General features: G+C 49.6%; 15 protein-coding genes. 5 read left to right on the top strand and 10 right to left on the bottom strand.

The window, feature by feature from the left end; genetic code table 11:
• Positions 1-27: 27 nt before the first annotated feature.
• Positions 28-738 carry a LamG domain-containing protein gene (locus GA003_15150; protein QXD27342.1) on the top strand — a complete coding sequence of 237 codons (711 nt, stop codon included), beginning with the start codon at positions 28-30 and terminating at the stop codon, positions 736-738.
• Positions 739-742: 4 nt separating this feature from the next.
• Here GA003_15150 and GA003_15155 read toward each other — a convergent pair whose 3' ends face one another.
• From GA003_15155 to GA003_15185, 7 genes are all read right to left on the bottom strand, one after another.
• Positions 743-1,576: an amidohydrolase family protein gene (locus tag GA003_15155; GenBank protein QXD27343.1), complete on the bottom strand. Its 834-nt coding sequence runs from the start codon at positions 1,574-1,576 to the stop codon at positions 743-745.
• A gap of 171 nt (positions 1,577-1,747) precedes the next feature.
• Complete coding sequence (locus tag GA003_15160) at positions 1,748-2,614, bottom strand: DUF1295 domain-containing protein (protein QXD27344.1); 867 nt, start codon at positions 2,612-2,614, stop codon at positions 1,748-1,750.
• A 165-nt stretch (positions 2,615-2,779) separates the two neighbouring features.
• Positions 2,780-3,778, bottom strand: a complete 999-nt coding sequence (locus GA003_15165) for a hypothetical protein (protein QXD27345.1) — start codon at positions 3,776-3,778, stop codon at positions 2,780-2,782.
• A gap of 3 nt (positions 3,779-3,781) precedes the next feature.
• On the bottom strand, positions 3,782-4,609 hold the full coding sequence (locus tag GA003_15170; protein QXD27346.1) for a hypothetical protein: 828 nt from the start codon (positions 4,607-4,609) through the stop codon (positions 3,782-3,784).
• Positions 4,610-4,741: 132 nt separating this feature from the next.
• Entirely contained in the window at positions 4,742-5,047 is a 306-nt protein-coding gene (locus GA003_15175; protein QXD27347.1) for a winged helix-turn-helix domain-containing protein, read from the bottom strand.
• Positions 5,048-5,220: 173 nt separating this feature from the next.
• Entirely contained in the window at positions 5,221-7,938 is a 2,718-nt protein-coding gene (locus GA003_15180; protein ID QXD27348.1) for a DUF1592 domain-containing protein, read from the bottom strand.
• 52 nt (positions 7,939-7,990) lie between these two features.
• Positions 7,991-9,280 carry a DUF1552 domain-containing protein gene (locus GA003_15185; GenBank protein ID QXD27349.1) on the bottom strand — a complete coding sequence of 430 codons (1,290 nt, stop codon included), beginning with the start codon at positions 9,278-9,280 and terminating at the stop codon, positions 7,991-7,993.
• Positions 9,281-9,616: 336 nt separating this feature from the next.
• On the opposite strand from GA003_15185, the gene GA003_15190 reads away from it, so the two are divergent.
• The 3 genes from GA003_15190 to GA003_15200 are packed head-to-tail and all read left to right on the top strand — an operon-like array spanning position 9,617 to position 13,537.
• Positions 9,617-10,606 carry a VCBS repeat-containing protein gene (locus tag GA003_15190; GenBank protein ID QXD30455.1) on the top strand — a complete coding sequence of 330 codons (990 nt, stop codon included), beginning with the start codon at positions 9,617-9,619 and terminating at the stop codon, positions 10,604-10,606.
• 3 nt (positions 10,607-10,609) lie between these two features.
• Positions 10,610-11,959 carry a PQQ-binding-like beta-propeller repeat protein gene (locus GA003_15195; GenBank protein ID QXD27350.1) on the top strand — a complete coding sequence of 450 codons (1,350 nt, stop codon included), beginning with the start codon at positions 10,610-10,612 and terminating at the stop codon, positions 11,957-11,959.
• A gap of 12 nt (positions 11,960-11,971) precedes the next feature.
• A complete protein-coding gene (locus tag GA003_15200; protein ID QXD27351.1) occupies positions 11,972-13,537 on the top strand; it encodes a PQQ-binding-like beta-propeller repeat protein in 1,566 nt (521 codons plus the stop codon).
• 214 nt (positions 13,538-13,751) lie between these two features.
• On the opposite strand, the gene GA003_15205 is transcribed toward GA003_15200, so the two are convergent.
• From GA003_15205 to GA003_15215, 3 genes are all read right to left on the bottom strand, one after another.
• A complete protein-coding gene (locus GA003_15205; GenBank protein QXD27352.1) occupies positions 13,752-14,795 on the bottom strand; it encodes a hypothetical protein in 1,044 nt (347 codons plus the stop codon).
• Between the two features lie 254 nt (positions 14,796-15,049).
• Positions 15,050-16,033: an NAD-dependent epimerase/dehydratase family protein gene (locus tag GA003_15210; GenBank protein QXD27353.1), complete on the bottom strand. Its 984-nt coding sequence runs from the start codon at positions 16,031-16,033 to the stop codon at positions 15,050-15,052.
• Between the two features lie 2 nt (positions 16,034-16,035).
• A complete protein-coding gene (locus GA003_15215) occupies positions 16,036-17,061 on the bottom strand; it encodes an aldo/keto reductase (GenBank protein QXD27354.1) in 1,026 nt (341 codons plus the stop codon).
• Between the two features lie 210 nt (positions 17,062-17,271).
• Here GA003_15215 and GA003_15220 point away from each other — a divergent pair, with 210 nt between their 5' ends.
• Positions 17,272-19,371 carry a sulfatase-like hydrolase/transferase gene (locus GA003_15220; protein ID QXD27355.1) on the top strand — a complete coding sequence of 700 codons (2,100 nt, stop codon included), beginning with the start codon at positions 17,272-17,274 and terminating at the stop codon, positions 19,369-19,371.
• The last annotated feature ends 4 nt before the right edge of the window (positions 19,372-19,375 follow it).

Consider the following 19,375-nt stretch of genomic DNA (forward strand, 5'->3'; position numbering starts at 1 on the left):
TCCCCGCAGTGCCGCAACTTATTTTCTATGAATCCCTATATTGTAACTCTTTTCTTCTCTCTGTTTCTTTCCTCCGCCCTCGCTGGCGAATACGGGGAACTCATTTTCCACGACACCTTTGATCGCTCGGAGTACCAGGAGTTAAAAGACGAGCCTGGCAACAACTGGACCACCAGCAGTGACAAAACCGCTAAGGGATTTAAGCAGATCGACCTGCGGGATGGGCATGTCTACATCTACACCCATGCCGAGGCCAATCACGCGACCTCCTTCCGCCAGGCCTTCGAATTTCAGGATGGCACCATTGGTCTTCGTTTCATGTTCGAAGATGAACGTGATGCACTGACCGCGAATTTCGCGGACATGGAATTAAAGTCCGTCTGGGCCGGCCATCTTTTCAAAGTCACGATCGGCACCAAGGACGTTCAGCTCATCGATCAGAAGACCGCCCAGATGGATCTCACGATTCGCAATGCCCGAGCAAAAGGGACTCTCACTAAAAAGCAAGAGGCCATGGTCGCCAGTAAGAGTATCAGCTTCCCCCATACACTCGAAACCAACAGATGGCACACGGTCCGTGCCACCGTCATTGACGATGAACTCATTTGTAGCATCAACGGGAACGCTGTCGGCTCCTTCAAGTCGGAAGGATTCGCTCACCCGACCAAAGGCCTCCTAAGATTATTGGTCCCTTATAACGCCCACGTGGACGACGTGAAGATCTGGCGAAAAAAGTAGCTGTCTACTCCAATCCGTAAAACTCGTAGGCATTCTCGGCCAGCACCTTCTTCATGGCTGCCTCCCCTTTTGGCTCCAGGAATTCCATCACGACGGCTTTGTAGTCGCCGTAACTTCCACCGCGCATAGTGACGGGCCAATTGCTTCCGTAGATCAAACGGTCTTCGCCGAAGACTTTCCATAGCTCATCGAGCACCGGTTTATAGAAAGCCAAATCCACAGGAGAGGGTTGCATTTGAGACTGCTGGAACAATCCGGATATTTTGCAGTGCACATTAGGATTGCTTGCTGCTTGAGCGAGATCCTGTGCCCAATCCAGATCTACCGGTTTTCCGTCAATTTTGATCCCAGCCACGTGGTTGATCAGAATCTTCAAAGAAGGAAGCTTCTTAGCGATCTGATCTACCTCCTGAAGCGTAAAGTTATGCATGAGGAGATCCAGAGTCTTTCCCTTTTCAGCTAGGACGTTCAAGTCTCGCCAAACGGCCTCATTGAAATAGTTGTCTCCTCGGGGTCGGTCCCGCATACGAATTCCGACATAGCGGGTGTCTTGTGAAAGCTGTTTCAAATTAGCTGCGAAATCGTCCGTACCGATTTCCAGGCTTCCGACCAATCCAATATAGCGATCCGGTTCATCCCTCACCAAATCAAGTACCCACTGATTGTCTTCCAATCTGGAACTGGCCTCGACAATGAAAGTAGCTGTGATACCATTCTCATCACATACTTTAGCAAAGTCGGGAGGAAGAATCGGGCGGTAGAGAGCGGTGTCCGATTCCACTGGCCAATCAACTCCCTCAGCACGTGTGGTATCGTAAAGGTGAATGTGCGTATCCACGATTGGAAGGCTGTCTTGTTTGCTACAACCTGAAATAGAAGCACAGCCACAAATGAGGGCAAAAACTAAAGCTAAGCGGGACATCATCATGGTCGCATCGTAGATGTGCCCATCCGCTATTCAATAACGGAATGCTGCTCCTCGTCTTCCAAGTATCGAACCAATCTATTACTACAACTTGGGGATCAGCACTGGCGTGTGTTTTTTGTAGTCCTCATACTCGGGCTGACCTCCCCAGGTTTTGTCCGCCCGTTTCTCCAACATGGGAACACCACTGATTTTGGTCAGCAGGAGCATGACAAAGACTGGCGAGATGAGTGTGGCATACTGCCAGCCCTGTAAGACAGGGAACGCGATGATGGCTACTCCAATCCAGATTACGATCTCTCCAAAATAGTTGGGATGCCGGGATTTGGACCAGAGTCCAGATTGGATAAATATACCCTGGTTGGCCGGATCCGCTTTAAAGGCTGATTTTTGGGCATCGGCGATTGCTTCGAATCCAAAACCAATTACCCACAAAACTAACCCAACGACAGCAAACGATCCCAGTGATTGTTTGATGGGGCTTGTTATGGCGGCCAACGCAGTAGCCAGGGTAAATGTGACCCACAACCCCTGAAGAGTCCATGCGAGCAAAAATCTCAAGAAGGATGATTTAATCGTATCGAACCGTTCATCCTTTCCGGCCTTGTGAATCCGCCTGAATAAAAAGGTAGCCAATCGAATGGCCCAGATGGAAACAAGAGCGGCTAAAAGCAGGGATCGCATATCCATGGTCGGGCTAGATACGACCCCGATAATAATGACCGTCAGATAGGTGATGCCTCCGGTCAGATCATAATATTTTTCAGTCTTGCCAAGATAGGATGGAATGAACATTGCCCACTGGATAAGGAATGCGACACAGACTCCAAAGGCAAAGAGCGGCAGGCCTAATACCTTGTTACCCCCGACACTTCCAGCAACAGCAAATCCAACACCTATCAAGATAACTACAGGCATTGATACGAGAGCGATACGTTCGTCTTTGGTCATAATATGAGTCGGAACTCCAAACACAATGGGAAAGAAACTTACATTTATCAAGATAGCAGCAAGTATTGTGCATAGGCTAACGGTTACTGAAGCTGTTCAAAAGTAATCTGGAAGAATGGAGTCTCTACTTCCTGATAGAGCCTAAAACCTAGGTTGACTAAACGATTAAAGCGTTTCAGCGAGGAATGCCTGGTACAATTGATGGTGAGCTTCTTTAACATCAGCAGGTTTATCAATCATCTGCAAACGCATGCGAGCCATGTATGTATGACCCGGCTCAACATCATGTCCAAAGACACTGAAGTACAATGCACTATGCTGCTCTACGGAGTTCCAATCTTCAGGTGTGCCGATGGTGGGCAGTGGAGTGGCACAGACAGCACTGATTGAATTCGCCTCGCCCATCAAAACGACCTGAACATTGTCATCCCCAGCAAAGACAATCGGCAGCGCAGCACGCTCGTTCGGAACTACCGATCTCCATTTCCAGTCAGAATGAATGCGCCCAGAATTTTCCTGGGATGCTCTCGCCTTCTCTCCAAGCGGGTAAAAGGCATAATTCAATGGATCACCCCATTCCTTGTTTGGATGCAGTGCATGAATCATCGGGCCACTGTCTCCATCCAGGTATATAAATTTCCCCATATGCACAGCTAGATAAACGGCCGGCAAAATCTCAAAATTGCTTATGGGGTTAGTTGGAGTAGCTTCAACAAGCAGATCGATTTGAGCTGGCCCGGTTATTCGCCAAGTGCCCGAGATGGTTACGGGTCGTTCCTCCGAAGCAGGCCAGGTTAATCGCACTCCATCATCAAGTCTTTCTAATGGCGCCTGATCGTCACGCAGAGAGCCGAATGAATCCGTGGATGAATAGACTCGATAAAGATTTAAAACTCCCTGGTGCTTGCGCTTTCCACCCACAGGAGGTTCAGGCGCACTCAGATCATGTCCTTTGTATAGTAATCCTCGAATACCATGTTTTGCAAACCCTCTGCCAAGGTCGCGCGTGTCCTGCCCCACCAGCACACCCTCCATGTCACGAGTCTTAAAATGAAGCCCTGCTACTCCCTCGGTCGATTTCCAAACAAACTCATTTCCGCACAATGTATTAACAATACAGATACCACATAAAACCAGCAAAACGAATGAAGAACCTTTAGCCATGACTCAGCGAAGTACGTCCTGAATGGTGCCTGCTACTTTCCCGTAATTAATGGACTCTATAAATCCGATTGAGAACGTCTGAGGCGTATCCAGAAACTTTCCTTTATCACTTCGTCCAAATCCAAACACGGTCATGTAGGGCCGGTTAAAATAAACATCCGGATGTTCATCGTCCTCGTGATGAAGTAAATAGACCATTCGAGGAAATTCCTTATCACCAAATGCAATCCATTCAGGCCCCGGCAAATCACCTAGTTGTTTCTCATCGATCAGGTGTTTATTTTCATCAGCGGACGAATACCAGAAATCTGTCTCATCCATTGCTCCCCCTGGGACTCCTTCGTAGAGCACCCAGTATTTGTAGCCCGGACTTACTTGGCTCATCGTAAAATCGCAGCGATCAGGGTAAAAATCCCAGCGTCCCTCCCACTTACCATTTCCGGAAGTGAATACGATGCGGACATGATCATCAGACTCGATTTCGACTACTGAGGTTGATGGTTCGGTTCCTGCGTTGAGCGCATGAAAATAACTACCGTCCTGACGATGGATAGAATTGGGGAAGCCACGATATTCGCCTTTCCAGCCAGACCCTTCTTCATCGTGAAACCCCAGCCAATCGACACCATCCGCATCAATCATGCTCGATAACCCACCACCGTTCTTCTCCAGGTAGAAGGTAGCAGAAGCAGTAGTAACGATATAACATGGCATGTCATCTCCAGCCGTTTCATCTTGGCCATGCGACAGTGACACCTTCAGATTTTCAACTGGAGTGGAGCATCCGATAACAAAAAGAAGTGGATATAGACTGAACATGAAAACCCTCATTTACCTATGACTATCTTCAGGTCATCCGCTGTCAATTTATATAGGGATCGGATAAACCAGACCTTCCCTTCAATCAAGATCCATCATACACTGAATGAGACTCCCGACTCGATTTCTACCTGAGAAAGGAACCTACGATACAGCCTTCAAAAGCTCTTTCAGAGTATGATTCGCTTCCAATGGATGCCTTAGCAGGAATGACTCGTTAAGATCGTAACGATTTCTTCGACCCTCTTTAGTTCGGCTAACAACACCTAAGCCTTCAAGGTCGGAAAGAATCCGCTGGACCGATCGCTCGGTAATCCCGACTTGAAGTGCTAGGATGCGAACTGTGGTCGATGGATCTCTCCTTAAACACACAAGAACATGGGTATGATTAGTTAAGAACGTCCAGCCCGAGTGGCTGTTTACTTGGATTCCCGTTGTTGTATCGCTCACATTAAATCTAGGCTGGGTTAATCTGAATCAAATTACATGATACTAATTTCATGCTTTGTTTGGCATATAAAATAAAAGTTGCTTATAGAGCAATCATGAAAACATACGGACACCTACCACAGGTTTAAAATAGTAGTTCAACAACGACACAAGCTCAATACTGAGTTCACTTCTTACTTAGATAAGAAGATATCGCTCTGCGTCACTGCATGAATCAGAGAGCGGAATCCATAACCATCATCCGCTAACGCTTCGACGATCTGGTCAATTTCCCGACGGTCAGCAAACTCGATTTCGGCTCCAGTGGCATACATGGCAACCTGGTTTACCAGGTTACGGGCAATTTGCTCGGTGTCCTCTAAAGCAAGTTTTTTGAAACCAACCACGTTCTCAAATGGCCGCCCATCCTGCATGTGATAACTGGCATCCACAACGGGGCCGTCTGCCCAGGAACCTTTATCGTGAATAGCGCGGTAGTTTTCTCTCCAGCCGCCAATCACATCGTAGCTTTCCAAGGCAAATCCCGGAGGATCAATCATCTGGTGGCAGGAAATACACGATGGCGTATTCCGGTGTTTATCTAACTGGTCACGAATAGAAACCGCCCCTCGAATATCAGGCTCAACAGCCGGCACTTGATCGGGAGGAGGAGGCACATGTTTTCCCAGAATACGTTCCAGCAACCATACTCCACGAACGATTGGAGAGGTCGTTGTGCCGTTCGCCGTCACCTTGAGCACGCTGGCTTGAGTTATGATGCCACCACGGTGGTCCTCTTCACTGAGTGCTACTTTGCGTAGCCCGGTATCCTTGCCAAATTCGATACCATAATGCTTGGCCAACCGTTCGTTCAACATCGCAAAATCCGAATCGATCACGTTCGTCACGCTGAGGTTCTCATCTATCATGTGTTTCACGAACGCCCGCGTCTCGTCCAACATGGAATGTACCAGAATGTTATCAAATTCTGGATACAGCTTAGCATCGGGAATGGTGAAATTGATGTCACGCAGTTCGAGCCAACTATCGGTGAAGTTCTTTACAAAGACATCGGCTTTCGGGTCGTTCAGCATGCGTTCCACTTGGGCAGCCAGGTACCGGGGACGTGACAAACGCTTCCTTTTCGCTTGCTCCAGCAGCTCATCATCCGGCGGACTGCTCCACAAAAAATAGCTGAGACGCGTTGCAATATTGTAATTATCCAATTGTCCCGGATCTTCGGAGAAATGGACAAAACGATGAGAAGAAAGAATCGAGCGATACCCGGCCTTCAGGGCTTTCAGCAATGAACCGTTCGAGTCCAGTGCATCCTTTGCAAAAGCGTAGTATGGCTCTAGCTCATAGTTGCTCACGGGACGACGAAAGGCACGCTCAGCGAATTCGGTCATCAGTCGCTTTAGATCTGACTCAGGCCTCCGGCTCAGCAACTCGCCGTCCCGAACCTTGAGTTTGCCAAACAGGCGCTTTCTCAGCTCGGGTGTTTCGAGCCCTGGATGTATCCGTTCAACCACCATACTCTGGGTGGCTATTCCAGTAGAGCCATCATCAATAATAGCCGTACTAGCCATCTTTTTAGACGATTGCCACTCGATGGTCTTATCAATCGGCTGAACGCCAATGATGTGATCCTTTCGAATCCAGGCGTCATAGGTGAAATCCTGCAGTTCGTCAGTAGCTTCAAATTTTCCGACCCAATAAACCGCCGGTGCCTTGGCTCGAAGGATGCCGGTGTAAATCCGTCCCCAGACATTCCTTCCTTCCGGTGGGTTGTGAGCCTTTGCCCGCACGGTTATTCGGTACCAACCGGTTGAGGGAACCCGGGTTCCTGCCATGCGTCCATGAAAACCAAAAGTCGTTGGATAACTATATACGAACCCATCTTTATGGATTCCCTGGCGTTCGTTCGGATCATTTCGCTCCGGCCCGACTCCCAATTCATTGGCTGGATAAATCCGTTTGTAAGGCCCTTTGGTCAGCAATTCTTCAATTTCCGCATTCTTTTCAAGGGTACCCTGTAGGTCCAGATCCAGAATCGCATCCACAAACTGACCATTCTCATAGCGATATGTCTTTTTTTCACCGGTGAGGAAACACTTATATCCCTCATAGAAAAAGATCGTTGGCAATTTTGATCTCGCAAAGGGGTCCACCTCGGTCAGTCGCAGGTGCTTTGACAATGGTTCCTTAGCAACAGGCGGAGGCTCCACGGCCCGATCGAACGATTCATCCAGCATCAAGTCTACCACTTCCAGATACTTTTGAAGCAAATGATAGGAAACGGATTGTCCCTCGGCTATATTGCCAAAGCCATCGATCGTCATGTCCTCTGGAAGTATTTCCTGCAGAGGAATCTTAACACCTAACAGATCCTGGATCGTATTCTCATATTCGATACGATTGAGGCGCCTAGATTTAACCCGACCTTCAGCGACAATCTGCTCGCGAGACACGTCGTGAAGGACCTTTTCAAACTCACGCAGAAAGTCTTGTCGCTCTTCCGGCTCCACCAAGGAATCTTCAGGAGGTGGCATCTCTCCGTCCCGAACGCGGTCATGCACAAACGCCCAGAGGTCTAAGGTCGAGTGATTCGTGGGATCAAAAGTCAAAGACTCCAGATCGAGTTCGCCCTTTTTGTCTACGCTGTTGTGACACTCATAGCAATTGAGGTCGAAAAACTCCCGGATGGATGTGGGTAGCTCTGCCGGTGTTGAGGCATTTGATTGGTATTGAATACCGATCGCCAACAAAAGCGTATAACCTACACTTCTGAGATGGCTCGTGTTGGTGTCGCTTCGCTCGAAACGGCGATCGAGCCCTACCTTAATCAACAGTTCAAAAATGGTAGAGCGAGACCGTCTCGATCCGCCGCAATTCTTTTTTCGAAAGTCCACAAGCAACGTATTTAAAAACTGATTACAGCTTACTGATTACAGAACACAACAGCTAGACCATTTCCAGGCCAGTCATAGTGCCCGTGCTGGTAGCAAACTTGTCGTCGTGTATACCATGGCGATGCAAAATGCTCAGGAACATGTTCGGCAAGGGGTAATTGTTTTCTTTATCAAATGCCAAATGTTGACCGTGCTTAAATCCACCACCTGCCAGCACAACCGGCATATTGCGGTTATCGTGGGAACTACCGTTGCCGAGGTTGGAGGTCATAAGCACACTGGTGGAGTCCAACAGTGAGCTGTTAGATTCTTCAGCCCCTTTAAGCCCCCTAACAAAGTCTCCCCACTTCCGCACCAATTCGGTTTCTACGGTCGTCAATTGGTCCAGCTTATCTTCATCAAGACCATGGTGGCTAAGACTATGGTAGCCCTCGGCCACACCTTCGAGAGGGACGGCCCCGCCTTCCCCATTCAAATGCACGGTGATAAAACGAGTGGAATCCGTCTGTAGCGCCAGAAGGACGACATCCATCATCAGTTTTTTGCGGTCGGTAATGGCATCGGCATTCTCAATGTCGACCGGTGCTTGAGCATTGACTTGGGGTTTGGGCTTAGCTGCCCAATCCTCTGCTTCACCCAAGCGTTTTTCAAAATTCCGAACCGAAGTGAAATACTGGTCCATCTTCTCCCGGTCCCCTTTGCTGAGTTTTTTCTCAACGCGTTTCACGTCAGACGCGACCACGTCCATGATACTGCGACCTTCCTTCAGGCGCTCAACTTGTCGCGCCTGCTCTTCGGGAGTGTCAGCTATAAACAACTGGTTGAAGACCTTCGACGGGGATTGCTGCGCCGGGATCATACTTCCTGATTCAGTGTAGGAAGTACTGGTCGTCCCATTGAGATCTAGAACCAACGATGGGAAACGCGTATGATGCCCTTGATGTTTAGCAAGGTATTGATCCAGTGAAATCGAATTCTTAAAGGCCGCATTCCGTGAGTAAGGTGCCCCGGTCAAAATACTGCCTTCTGCCTGGTGACCGCCACTCACACCGGGGTGAGAAGAACCGGTGACGACAGTCATGTCTCCGAGCAAATCCTTTACCTCAGACAAGTAAGGCGAGGGCGTATAGTTACGACCAGCTTCCGTCGGATTGAGATTCGGGCCGTGAAGGCCTAAGGCCAAAGTAAATGCCACAAAGCGCCGAGGAGGTTGGTTAGCCACTGAAGCCGCAAAAGCGGGTGTCATAGCATCGAGCCACGGTAATGCCATGGCTGCACCTGCACCTTTCAGAAACGTACGGCGAGAAAGGGATTTAGAGAAATTGAAGTAAATGTTTTTCATCAAAGGGTAGTTCTTAGGCTAAGTGGAATCTATTTAGATCCATAATCGTCGATTCTTGCAACTAAATCAGGCCATGAACAAACCGCAACGAGGTAAACCGTTGACTATCCATCATTGGCCCATGCAAGGCCTCACTATGGCTGGATTTATTCAATTTGCACTTTGACCATCTAGCTAGCTGAAGATTGTCTTTCGTGAATGCCTAACTCTACCCTAGCAGCTGTTATTCTATCCTTGTGCTCGATCGCACAGTTGGTTGCAGAGGATCTCGAGCTGAGGCGTTTTGAGACCCATAGCCGTCTGTTCCTCGGAACGGAGGAGAATCTCAGTGCATCGCTGCGTATTGGGGATCTGGATGGTGACGGTGATCCCGATATAGCAGTCGCCAATGGCCGGCATTGGCCCCAACAGAATTTTGTGTTCTTCAATCAACGAAAGGGGCGCTTCAACCTGGCCCGCCCTCTCGGTCGCGATCTCGCTACTTCCTACGCCACTGAACTGGCCGATCTCGACAACGACGGCGACCTGGATATCGCAGTCGGGAATGATACGGCTCCCAATGCCATTTTCCTCAATGAAGGCGATGGACATTTCAAACACCATGGATCGTTTGGAGAACCGTCAAGCATTCGCAGCCTGACTTTAGCGGATCTGGATTTGGATGGTGATGTGGATATCCTGGCCAACGCACGAGGCCGACCCAATCGCCTTTTCCTAAATGATGGATCAGCGCGTTTTGAGGAAGCCATTACCTTTGGCAACCAGAGGGATTCAACGATCGATGTAGAAGTGGCAGATTTGAACCAGGATAATTTGCCGGACCTTGCCCTCGCTAATCGCGACTCGCAACAGAACGTTGTATTGATAAACCAAGGACAATTGAAATTCGAAAGAAAGCCATTCGGCAGTGGTCACGATGAAACACGAGCGGTGGCAATTGCTGATCTGGATGGAGACGGCCATCTCGACTGGGTAGCTGGCAACATTGGGCAAGCCAATATAGTATACCTCAATGACGGAACAGGAGGCATCCGCGAAAGCCATTCCTTTGGAAGCAAAGATGCAAAGACCTATTCCCTTGCAGCAGCGGATATGAATAATGACGGATCAATAGATATTATTGTTGGAAATGTATCCGAAGCAAACGCCGTTTATTTTAATCAGGGGAATGGCAAGGCATTCAGAAGCGTCCACTTCGGCGAAGCATCTGACGGCACCTACAATTTAACCACGGGCGATCTTAACCTCGATGGGTACTTAGATATCGCGGTTGCCAACTCCGGCACGAGAAACAAAGTTTACCAAAACCTTCCGCAAAAGAAATAAGTCATGACGATTCTAAAACGCCTTACTCCATACGGATTTAGCCTGTTTCTATCAGTCTGCCTGCAAGCTTCCGATCCATCTCAAAATTGGCCCATGTTTCGAGGCCAGGGCGCAACCGGAGTTACAGAAGGCTACCCACTACCGACCCATTGGAATGCGGACCCCGAACAAGGCGACATTGAAGGTGTGCTTTGGCGCAGTGAGGTTCCGGGTCTTGGCCACTCGAGTCCAACCGTCTGGGGTGATCGCATTTTTCTCTGCACGGCGGTTTCGGACAACGAGGCGGAATTAATGCTCGGTCGCGGAGGACGACCCACTGCAGCAGACGATGAACGCACACACAGCTGGCTGGTGCTCTGCTATGATAAGAAGACCGGCAAAGAACTTTGGAGGAAAACGGCCTGGAAAGGTACCCCTCGAGCAACCCGCCACGTCAAAGCCACCCAGGCCAACACGAGTGTAGCCGTAGACGGTGAGAACATCGTAGCCTTTTTTGGTTCCGAGGGACTTCACTGCTATGATCTCGATGGAAACCTCAAGTGGTCCAAGGACCTCGGCGTTATCAACATCAGTAAATACAGCATCGGTTGGGGGTACGCCAGTTCACCTGCTATTCATAAGAATCACATCGTCCTCACCTGTGACGATCCAGCCAACCCCTTCCTGGTCGCATTGAAACTATCAGACGGAGAGGAACTCTGGCGCGTGCCCCGTAAAGACATTTCAGAACGTAGCTGGGGAACTCCACTCATCCATGAAGAGGGTGATACTACGCAAGTGGTCATCAATGGCTGGCCCTGGGTCATTTCCTACGATCTGTTTACCGGGGAGGAACTCTGGAAAATTCATGATGGCGGTGACAATCCAATCCCAACACCTTTTATCGCGAATGACTGGATTTACGTGGTCAGTGCGCATGGAGGCAAGGCACCCGTCTACGTGGTAAAGCCAGAAGCCCGTGGAGACATCACGCCTTCCAAACAAGGTCCCACCACCCCAGACATGGTGTGGAGCACCCTCAAAGGAGGTTCCTACATGTCGACGCCGGTTGTTTATGGTGATTACATCTACCTTGGCAACTACAGCACCATTCGTTGTCTCAATGCTAAAACTGGAGAAGAAGTCTTTGTAGAAAAGTTACCACCAAAAGCCTCGATCATAGCCTCGCTCATTGCTTCGGACGGCAAAATTTATTGCGCCTCTGAAGGTGGATCCGTCCATGTCCTTGAAGCCGGTCCAGAATTCAATCTGCTCGCCAGTAATCCCATGGGCGAACCTTGTTTCGCCACTCCCGCTATATCAGAGGGCGCGCTCTATTTCCGAACCACCAAAAGTCTCATAGCCATTCGCTAATTGTATCAAATCATGAAACGATACCTCCTAATCCTTTTCACATTCTTCACCGCAGCCGCTTCGCTTCTGGCAAACTGGTACCAGGCAAGCGGACCCAATGGCAACTTTGTTATTGAGGATGCATCAGCTCCGAATCAATGGAGTGTAGCGCTGGACCAAAACATCGCCTGGAAACAAACGCTGCCGGAGCTAGGCCAAAGCTCGGTCACTATTTGGGAGGACAAACTCTTCTTCACGATCAATAAACCGGTTCATGAGGATACGGAACTTTCAAAAGACATCATTGCCTACTGCTGCAGTGCGAAAGATGGCTCCGTCATTTGGACCAAAGAAATCAAAGGCACCCACCTGCTAAAAACCGGAAGTAGTTTTGGCGATGCTTCGGGACTACCCGCAGTAACCAATGGCAACATCGTCGCCTTCTTCAACGCTGCAGGAGCCATCGAAGGGTTTGATCTCTATGGCAATCGACTCTGGAGAAGAGAAGCGCTCTCAGCTTACCGAGGATCTCCATTCCTCGTAGACAATAAACTGGTCTATATTCAAATGAATTGGCCCCCAGACGAAAAGGGCGGTTACCCACACCCAGAGGAAGAATTGCACGTTTCTGAATGGACGCAGATGCAGGCCATTGACATCGAAACGGGAAAGCCGATTTGGGCGACCACCTGTGGTGCCAACATCGGTAGCCAACCGCTACCACTGAAACTCGACGACGGCCGGAACGTCATGGTGGTTGGCCGTGGAGGAGGACACACTCCCCCGGAAAAACCCTTGGGGATTTCCCTGGTAGACCTAAAAGATGGATCCGAGATCTGGAAGCTTCCGATCGACCTCTGGGAGTGCCGGCAAACAGTCCCCGTCTACAAGGGTATGATTCCTATCATTCACGATGAAGAGCATTGGTGGGTAGACCTAAAATCTGGGAAAGTAACCAAGAAGACATCCATCATTAAAAACGTTTCGGTGCGCAAACGCGTCGGTAGTAAGTGGAAGTCTACCAAGGAGACGATCAAGTCTTCAGAGCGTCCCTATGAGATTAGCAACCAGTCAAATCTCCTGGTTGGTAAGTTTCACTACTTTCGCAATTACCAAAGCAATTACCTCGGTCGTGTAAATTTGGATACAGCAAAAGTTGAATACCTTCAACTACCCACCAGCTTGCTTCGCAAGCCCGGCAAAGCCGATCGATTCGTCTGGAATGAGTCCGACCTGGATGGTCCTCTGGAGAAATCATTTAATGTTCCTACCGAACCCTCCTACTGGACCTTCCAAACGAACCATGTAACCAACTCAAGAGGCTTCAAACTTCTCGGAGATGTTCGCGCACGCGGCAATGGTTGGGGGCATGTCGCTGCAGCCATTTCCACCGCCGTAGGAGATACCCTTTATGTGCCCATGATGAATGGCATGGTTCACGCGATCGATTGGGAAGCAAAGACGTTCGATGAATCAGCTATCAAAGCCATCAATGACCTGGGCCCACTCGGCGACGCTTTTAATCGTACCAATATTACCTTCGCCGACGGAAAGCTCTACGCACTGACCATCAAAGAGTTGATCTGTATTCAGGAGTAATTTGTAGACAACCAGTCTCGTGAATTACACGAACGGTTCTCCGATCTATTTCAATGTAGGAAGGGAGCTTGCTCCCGAAAAATATTGTTCTGACATAGTGAAATCGGGAGCAAGCTCCCTTCCTACACACTCAGACGAAGCCCAATAACGCTATAAAATATTCTCGCCTACATCCACGCTTCTGGCGGGGTGTCTCTAAAAACCGGTAGCAGCATCACTCTTTCGGCACCCGCGCCAAGCCGGATTGGCAATGGCCACTCGCCCAAGCGCCCTCCCCGTGAACACCAGCATAGAGCATATAATAGTAGTCACCCAGCTCGAAAACCTGGGGTGTTAGCAAGCCCTCTGAGTCCCAGGCATTGGGATCTTCATTTGTTGTGAAGATTGGATTGTAGGGATTGGCCTCAAAGGTCTTAAAATCTCTGGTTCGCACATGCCCGACCTGATAAATGCGATCCTCTCCTCTCCCACCATAAAAGATGTGAAAGTACTCGGGGCCTTTAAGGAGCTCCGCTTCACGTACACCCTCCGAATCCCAGGCAGCACTGCCGGCAAAAACAGGATTGTTTGGATCCTTGGTAATATTCGTTGGGTCACTCACCGGAGCGGTAGCGTAACAAATAGTCGGATTGTGTTTCCAACTTTCCATGCCCGTATAAATGATGTGAATCGTATCCCCGACAATGGCCGTCGACGTATGCCCAGCCACCTGTTTTTCGTGTGGGAACTCGGACGCAATAACCGGGGTACTTTGCGCACGCTTCCAATCTCCGAAGTCATCTCCTTTCAACAACAACCCCGTCTGCTTTGGAGCGATCCCTGGGGCATCTTCCTTGACCAGGTAATACATATAATACCTTCCGTCGTGAGGATTAAAGAAGGGATTCGGATACTCAATAGACTTGCTGTCCATACCCGTGGCGGGAGGTGTCAGGATGGGATTACCGGGATCATGAACGAGTTGCCGAAGATCAGATTTAGGTGCCCAGCTATGCCGCAGATCCCAAAAGTTTTTCGGATCCCGCATAGACCAAAAATAGTGCACCGTTTCTTCCACCACGATCGCATGGGCGGCAGCCGCCCATTGATCCGGCGGTGAGGTAAACAAGGGACTGGCGCCTTCCACTCGTTCCCAGTTCGTGAAGGTCTCGAAAGGGATGGCTGAATCGTTTTCCTCGACTGGAATACACCCCATCCAGATGGCAAGCGGGAGCAGAAAGGGAATTAGGTAAACGGGGCTTCGCGATTTTGTGTTCATGCTTGGACTTGGGTCGATAGCTCTATCATGTCCGAATAATCCTCTACCGTCAAATGGGGCTACTGATTTTCCTTCAGAAAGTTCACAATTCCAGCACTATTGAACGCTCCATCCACAGTCTCACGACTGTGGCTACAATTAAGCAGGATAAACTGAAAACCTATTCGGCAATCCTACACTGCCAATTGAGCCGCATATATTCATTCTGGGTAGGGCGCTATCGCCGAGAGCGCCGATTTCTGAACAAAAAGAAATCAGCCTTCATCCTTCAGCTTTTTGACATTCTCTTCCACCATTCCCATGAACGTGTGTTCCGGTTGGAAGCCGAGCAACTCCTTGATCTTGGCATTGCTCGTTCTGTAGTGAACGGCTTTGCCGGGCATGTAGGCTTTGACCAAGGGCAATCCTGTGATCTCAGCCATCCTGGGTAAGGCTTTGTCAAACTCGACCACGTCGTCCGGTTCGAGATTAAAGATCTCATTCGCAGCCTTCGGATGAGTCATGGCAAGATAGACACCATGGGCCACATCTCTTACATCCGCGATGTGCATCTGGTAAGGCAATCCATCCTCCTCGCCATGCTGAATGATCATCTTTGGGCCATCATCCCCACGAAGGGCTTCCAATTTCTCCGCCACGACTGTGTTTCCAAAAAATTCCATCTGCTTAATTTTGCTCTCAAGGAAAAACCGCGGTCCTGAAAAGAAACTATCAGGATCCAGCACCTCGTCTGCGGATTGGGTATGCGGAAAACGCAGTATCACCGTTTCCAATCCTTGCCTCTGATAAAAAGAGACCAGTTCCTCACCCAGCTTTTTGGTCAGTCCATAAAATGAAGTGGGGTTCATGGGCATGTCCTCAGTAATGGGGAATACCTTCGCAGCCGTTTCTGGGTAAACTTCTCCCGAAGAGGCAAACACAAATCGCCCCACTCCGACATCCTTCGCAGCACTCAAGAGGCTTTGCGTGGCCGAAACATTCGCCTCGAACATCTGTGGGTTATCCTGTGGATGCCAGGACATCATCGCTCCCAGATGAAGCACATAAGCTACCCCTTGCAGGCAATCATTCAGATCCACGCCATCCTTATAATTGGTTTGCACATGAGAGTACTGCTCGTGAGCCAACCGAGCGGGAGCAAGGTCCAGCCCAATCACTTCAAAACCATCATTTAACAGCAATTGGCCAAGGCGAACGCCAATCCGACCTGAGGCACCAGTTAAAAAAACCTTTTCCATACTCAAATAACCGTCTTGTAGATTTCTGTTCGGGTATCTTCGTAGTATTGCAGAGCAGCCACTTTTTCAACAATCCTCTGCTTGTCCGCATCCGATAATTTAACAAATTCTCGGGCGATTCTGGCATTCTGCCGAACGTGGTCAGGGGTCTCCATGCCACTTACCAGAGCTGTGATCGGTTGAGAGAGAATGAACTGAAAATTTTCCTCCAGGCTGATGTCGCCAGGAATCGGCCAACGCTCTACCTTCGCATCGCGACTTGCCAGTTTTTGCCCAGTGAGAGCTCCTCCAGCTAGGGACTTCATGCCAATGTGTGAAAGCCCCTGTCGGATGACCTGAGGAATTACCTGGGTGGTAAAGCTGTTACCAGGAGATCCAGCATCCACCGAATTGACGGGAGTTTGAAAACAACAGACGAATGGATCATCCCGGGTAATTTCCAGAAAGTAGCGGGCTACCGTCATGTGGGTATGACAGGAGACACCCAGGTGACGGACGCGTCGCTGCGCCTGCAGCTCACGGACCTTGTCGAAGACCCCGTTCCGTTTCCGAATATCCACATCTTCGATTGTGGACAGTGAGTGAATGTAGAGCAGGTCCACATAGTCGGTTTTCATCCGTTTGAGCGACAAATCAAATTCAGCTTGGAAATCATCCGCTGTCTTGGCCGTGGACTTGGTCATCAGAAAAACGTGCTCACGGTATTTCGGGCAGAGAAACTTGCCATACCGCTCTTCGGCCCGACCTTGCTGGTAACTATGCGCAGTATCGAAAAAACGAACTCCTTCCTCCAATGCCGTTTCAATCACGGCCTGCGAGGCACGCTCTTCTACCAGTCCAACATGGTAACCACCCACTGAGAGGAGGGTCAGCTCGTCATCTGTCCCTGCAAGTGGGCGCGTCGGAAGAATGGCTCCCAGCTTATCTGATCCACCAGCCTTAATCGAAGCAGCCTGACTCATATTGCGCATCAAACTAGCGGCCAGAATCCCCTTAGCGCTCGTCTCTATAAATTCGCGTCTTTTCATAGTATTCCTCCTGTAAATATCTCTAATCAAATCCCGACTTTCGTCAGCGTAAAACTAACTCACAAACCTGTAATTTTTCAAGTGATTTGAGCTTCAACGGTTGACCAAGTTCACATGCCATTTTCCTCAATCACAATTGCCTTGTGGCAACCCTACTTTTGATAAGGATTTAGAACGATGCCGACTGCACCACTTCTTTCCCGAATTTGCATGAACAACGTGTACGCCCTCATCGGACTCTGTCTCTTCAATCTGCTGTCTGCCAAAGCTCAATCCGAAAGACAAAATTTCATCGTCCTACTCGTAGACGATTGGGGATGGACCGACGGCGGGGTTTTCGGATCCGACCTGTATGAAACCCCCAACATGGATGCCCTGGCCGAAGAAGGGGTACGATTCACCAATGCTTATGCAGCTTGCACGGTCTGCTCGCCTACCCGTGCGGCCATGATGACCGGTCAGTATCCTGGACGAACAAACGTCACCGATTTCATTCCAGGAAAAACCGTGAACAATACACCTGTGCTCATTCCGGATTGGACTCAACGCCTAGAGTATGAACACACCACGATCGCTGAGGCTCTGCGAGATCATGGCTACAAAACCGCTCATATCGGCAAATGGCACCTGACTCCGCGTTCCGAGCATTTGGAAGTTACACGCCCCTACTACCCAGAAGAACATGGATTCGACATCAATGTTGCTGGCAACCAATGGGGCGTTCCCCCTGGCGGCTACTTTCTTCCCAACCGCCTGGATCTGCCCGGAGCCGATGAGGGTGAGTACCTTACACATGAGCTGACCAACCGGGCCCTAGCCATCATAGAAAATTGGCGAGACGATTCCTTCTTTATCTACTTTCCCTATTACAACGTCCACACGCCCATTCAAGCTCCAGCCGATCGCACTGCCTATTTTCAAAAGCAGATCAAATCAGGCATGACTCACACAGACGCCAAATACGCTGCCATGGTGGAAGCAGTGGATCAATCGATAGGTCGTCTCCGGGCAAAGTTGAAAGACCTGAAACTCGATGAACATACCACCATCATACTAACCGGTGATAACGGTGGTCTCGACCGCGACGGTCGTCCTACCGACAACACGCCTCTGAGAGAAGGAAAGGGTTCATCCTACGAGGGAGGTGTTCGTGTTCCTGGCATCGTGCTAGCTCCTGGTGTTTCCAAGCCAGGTATTTCAGATGAACCGATCATTACGGTGGATGTGTTTCCCACTCTGTTAGATCTGGCGAATATTAAACCTTCAACAGAACTAGATAAGGTATTGGATGGAAAGTCACTGGTTCCGCTTCTCAGCGATACCCATGCTGAACTCGACCGTGACGCAGTCTTCTTTCATTATCCGCACTATCATTCCGAAGGGGCTGTACCTCACTCTGCGATCCGCACTCGAGACTGGAAGCTCATCCACTTCCTCAACGACGATCATATCGAACTATACCATCTTAAAGAAGATATCTCAGAGAAAAACGATCTATCAAACTCACATCCTCAAAAAGCCGCCGACCTATTGGCCCAACTCGACGCCTGGCGAAAGGAAGTGAATGCACAACTACCCCCCACCAACCTAGACTTCGATCCAAGTAAGCCCGTCGATGTTTCAGGAAGAGGGTCACCGACTCCTGTCCGTCAAATCGATCGGGACCGAATCAAAGCGAAACAAATTAATTCAGAGTCCGATTTTGAGGTCGTCGATTCAATCGACATGCTCGTAGGCAACGAGCTCGACCCCTGGAAAGCATCCTCCTTTGCCTATGAAGGCGATCTCTACATGTGGGATGGTGTTCTGAATACCGGTTGGGGATCCTACATCAGCGGGGTTACCTGGAACAAGGAACCACCAGCGAGAACCAACTTCGAGATCGAGCTGGAAGCGCGCTTCACAGACGGTAATGATTTTTTCTTGGGACTGACTGTTCCCGTAAAGGAGAGCTACATCACTTGGATCGTCGGCGGCTGGGGCGGTACGGTCGTTGGCATTTCGGACATCAATGGCAGTTCCGCAGATGACAACGAAACGACTGTGGAAATGACCTTTGAGAAGGAGCGTTGGTACCGCTGTAAATTGCGCGTGGTGGATGAACACATTCAGTGCTGGATCGACGATAAGAAAATCATCGATGTTGATACCCAGGGGAAGAAAGTAAATTTACGCCCCGGCCCCATTATCGGCTCTGCTCCCATCGGCCTGGCAGCCTACGACACCATTGCCGAATACCGAAACATGATCTGGCGCAACCTAGCTCCTAACGGAAACCAACCATCCCGATTTCCAAAAACAATGGATTAAGTTC

Source organism: Opitutia bacterium ISCC 52, assembly GCA_014529675.2.
Taxonomy (GTDB): domain Bacteria; phylum Verrucomicrobiota; class Verrucomicrobiia; order Opitutales; family UBA2995; genus UBA2995.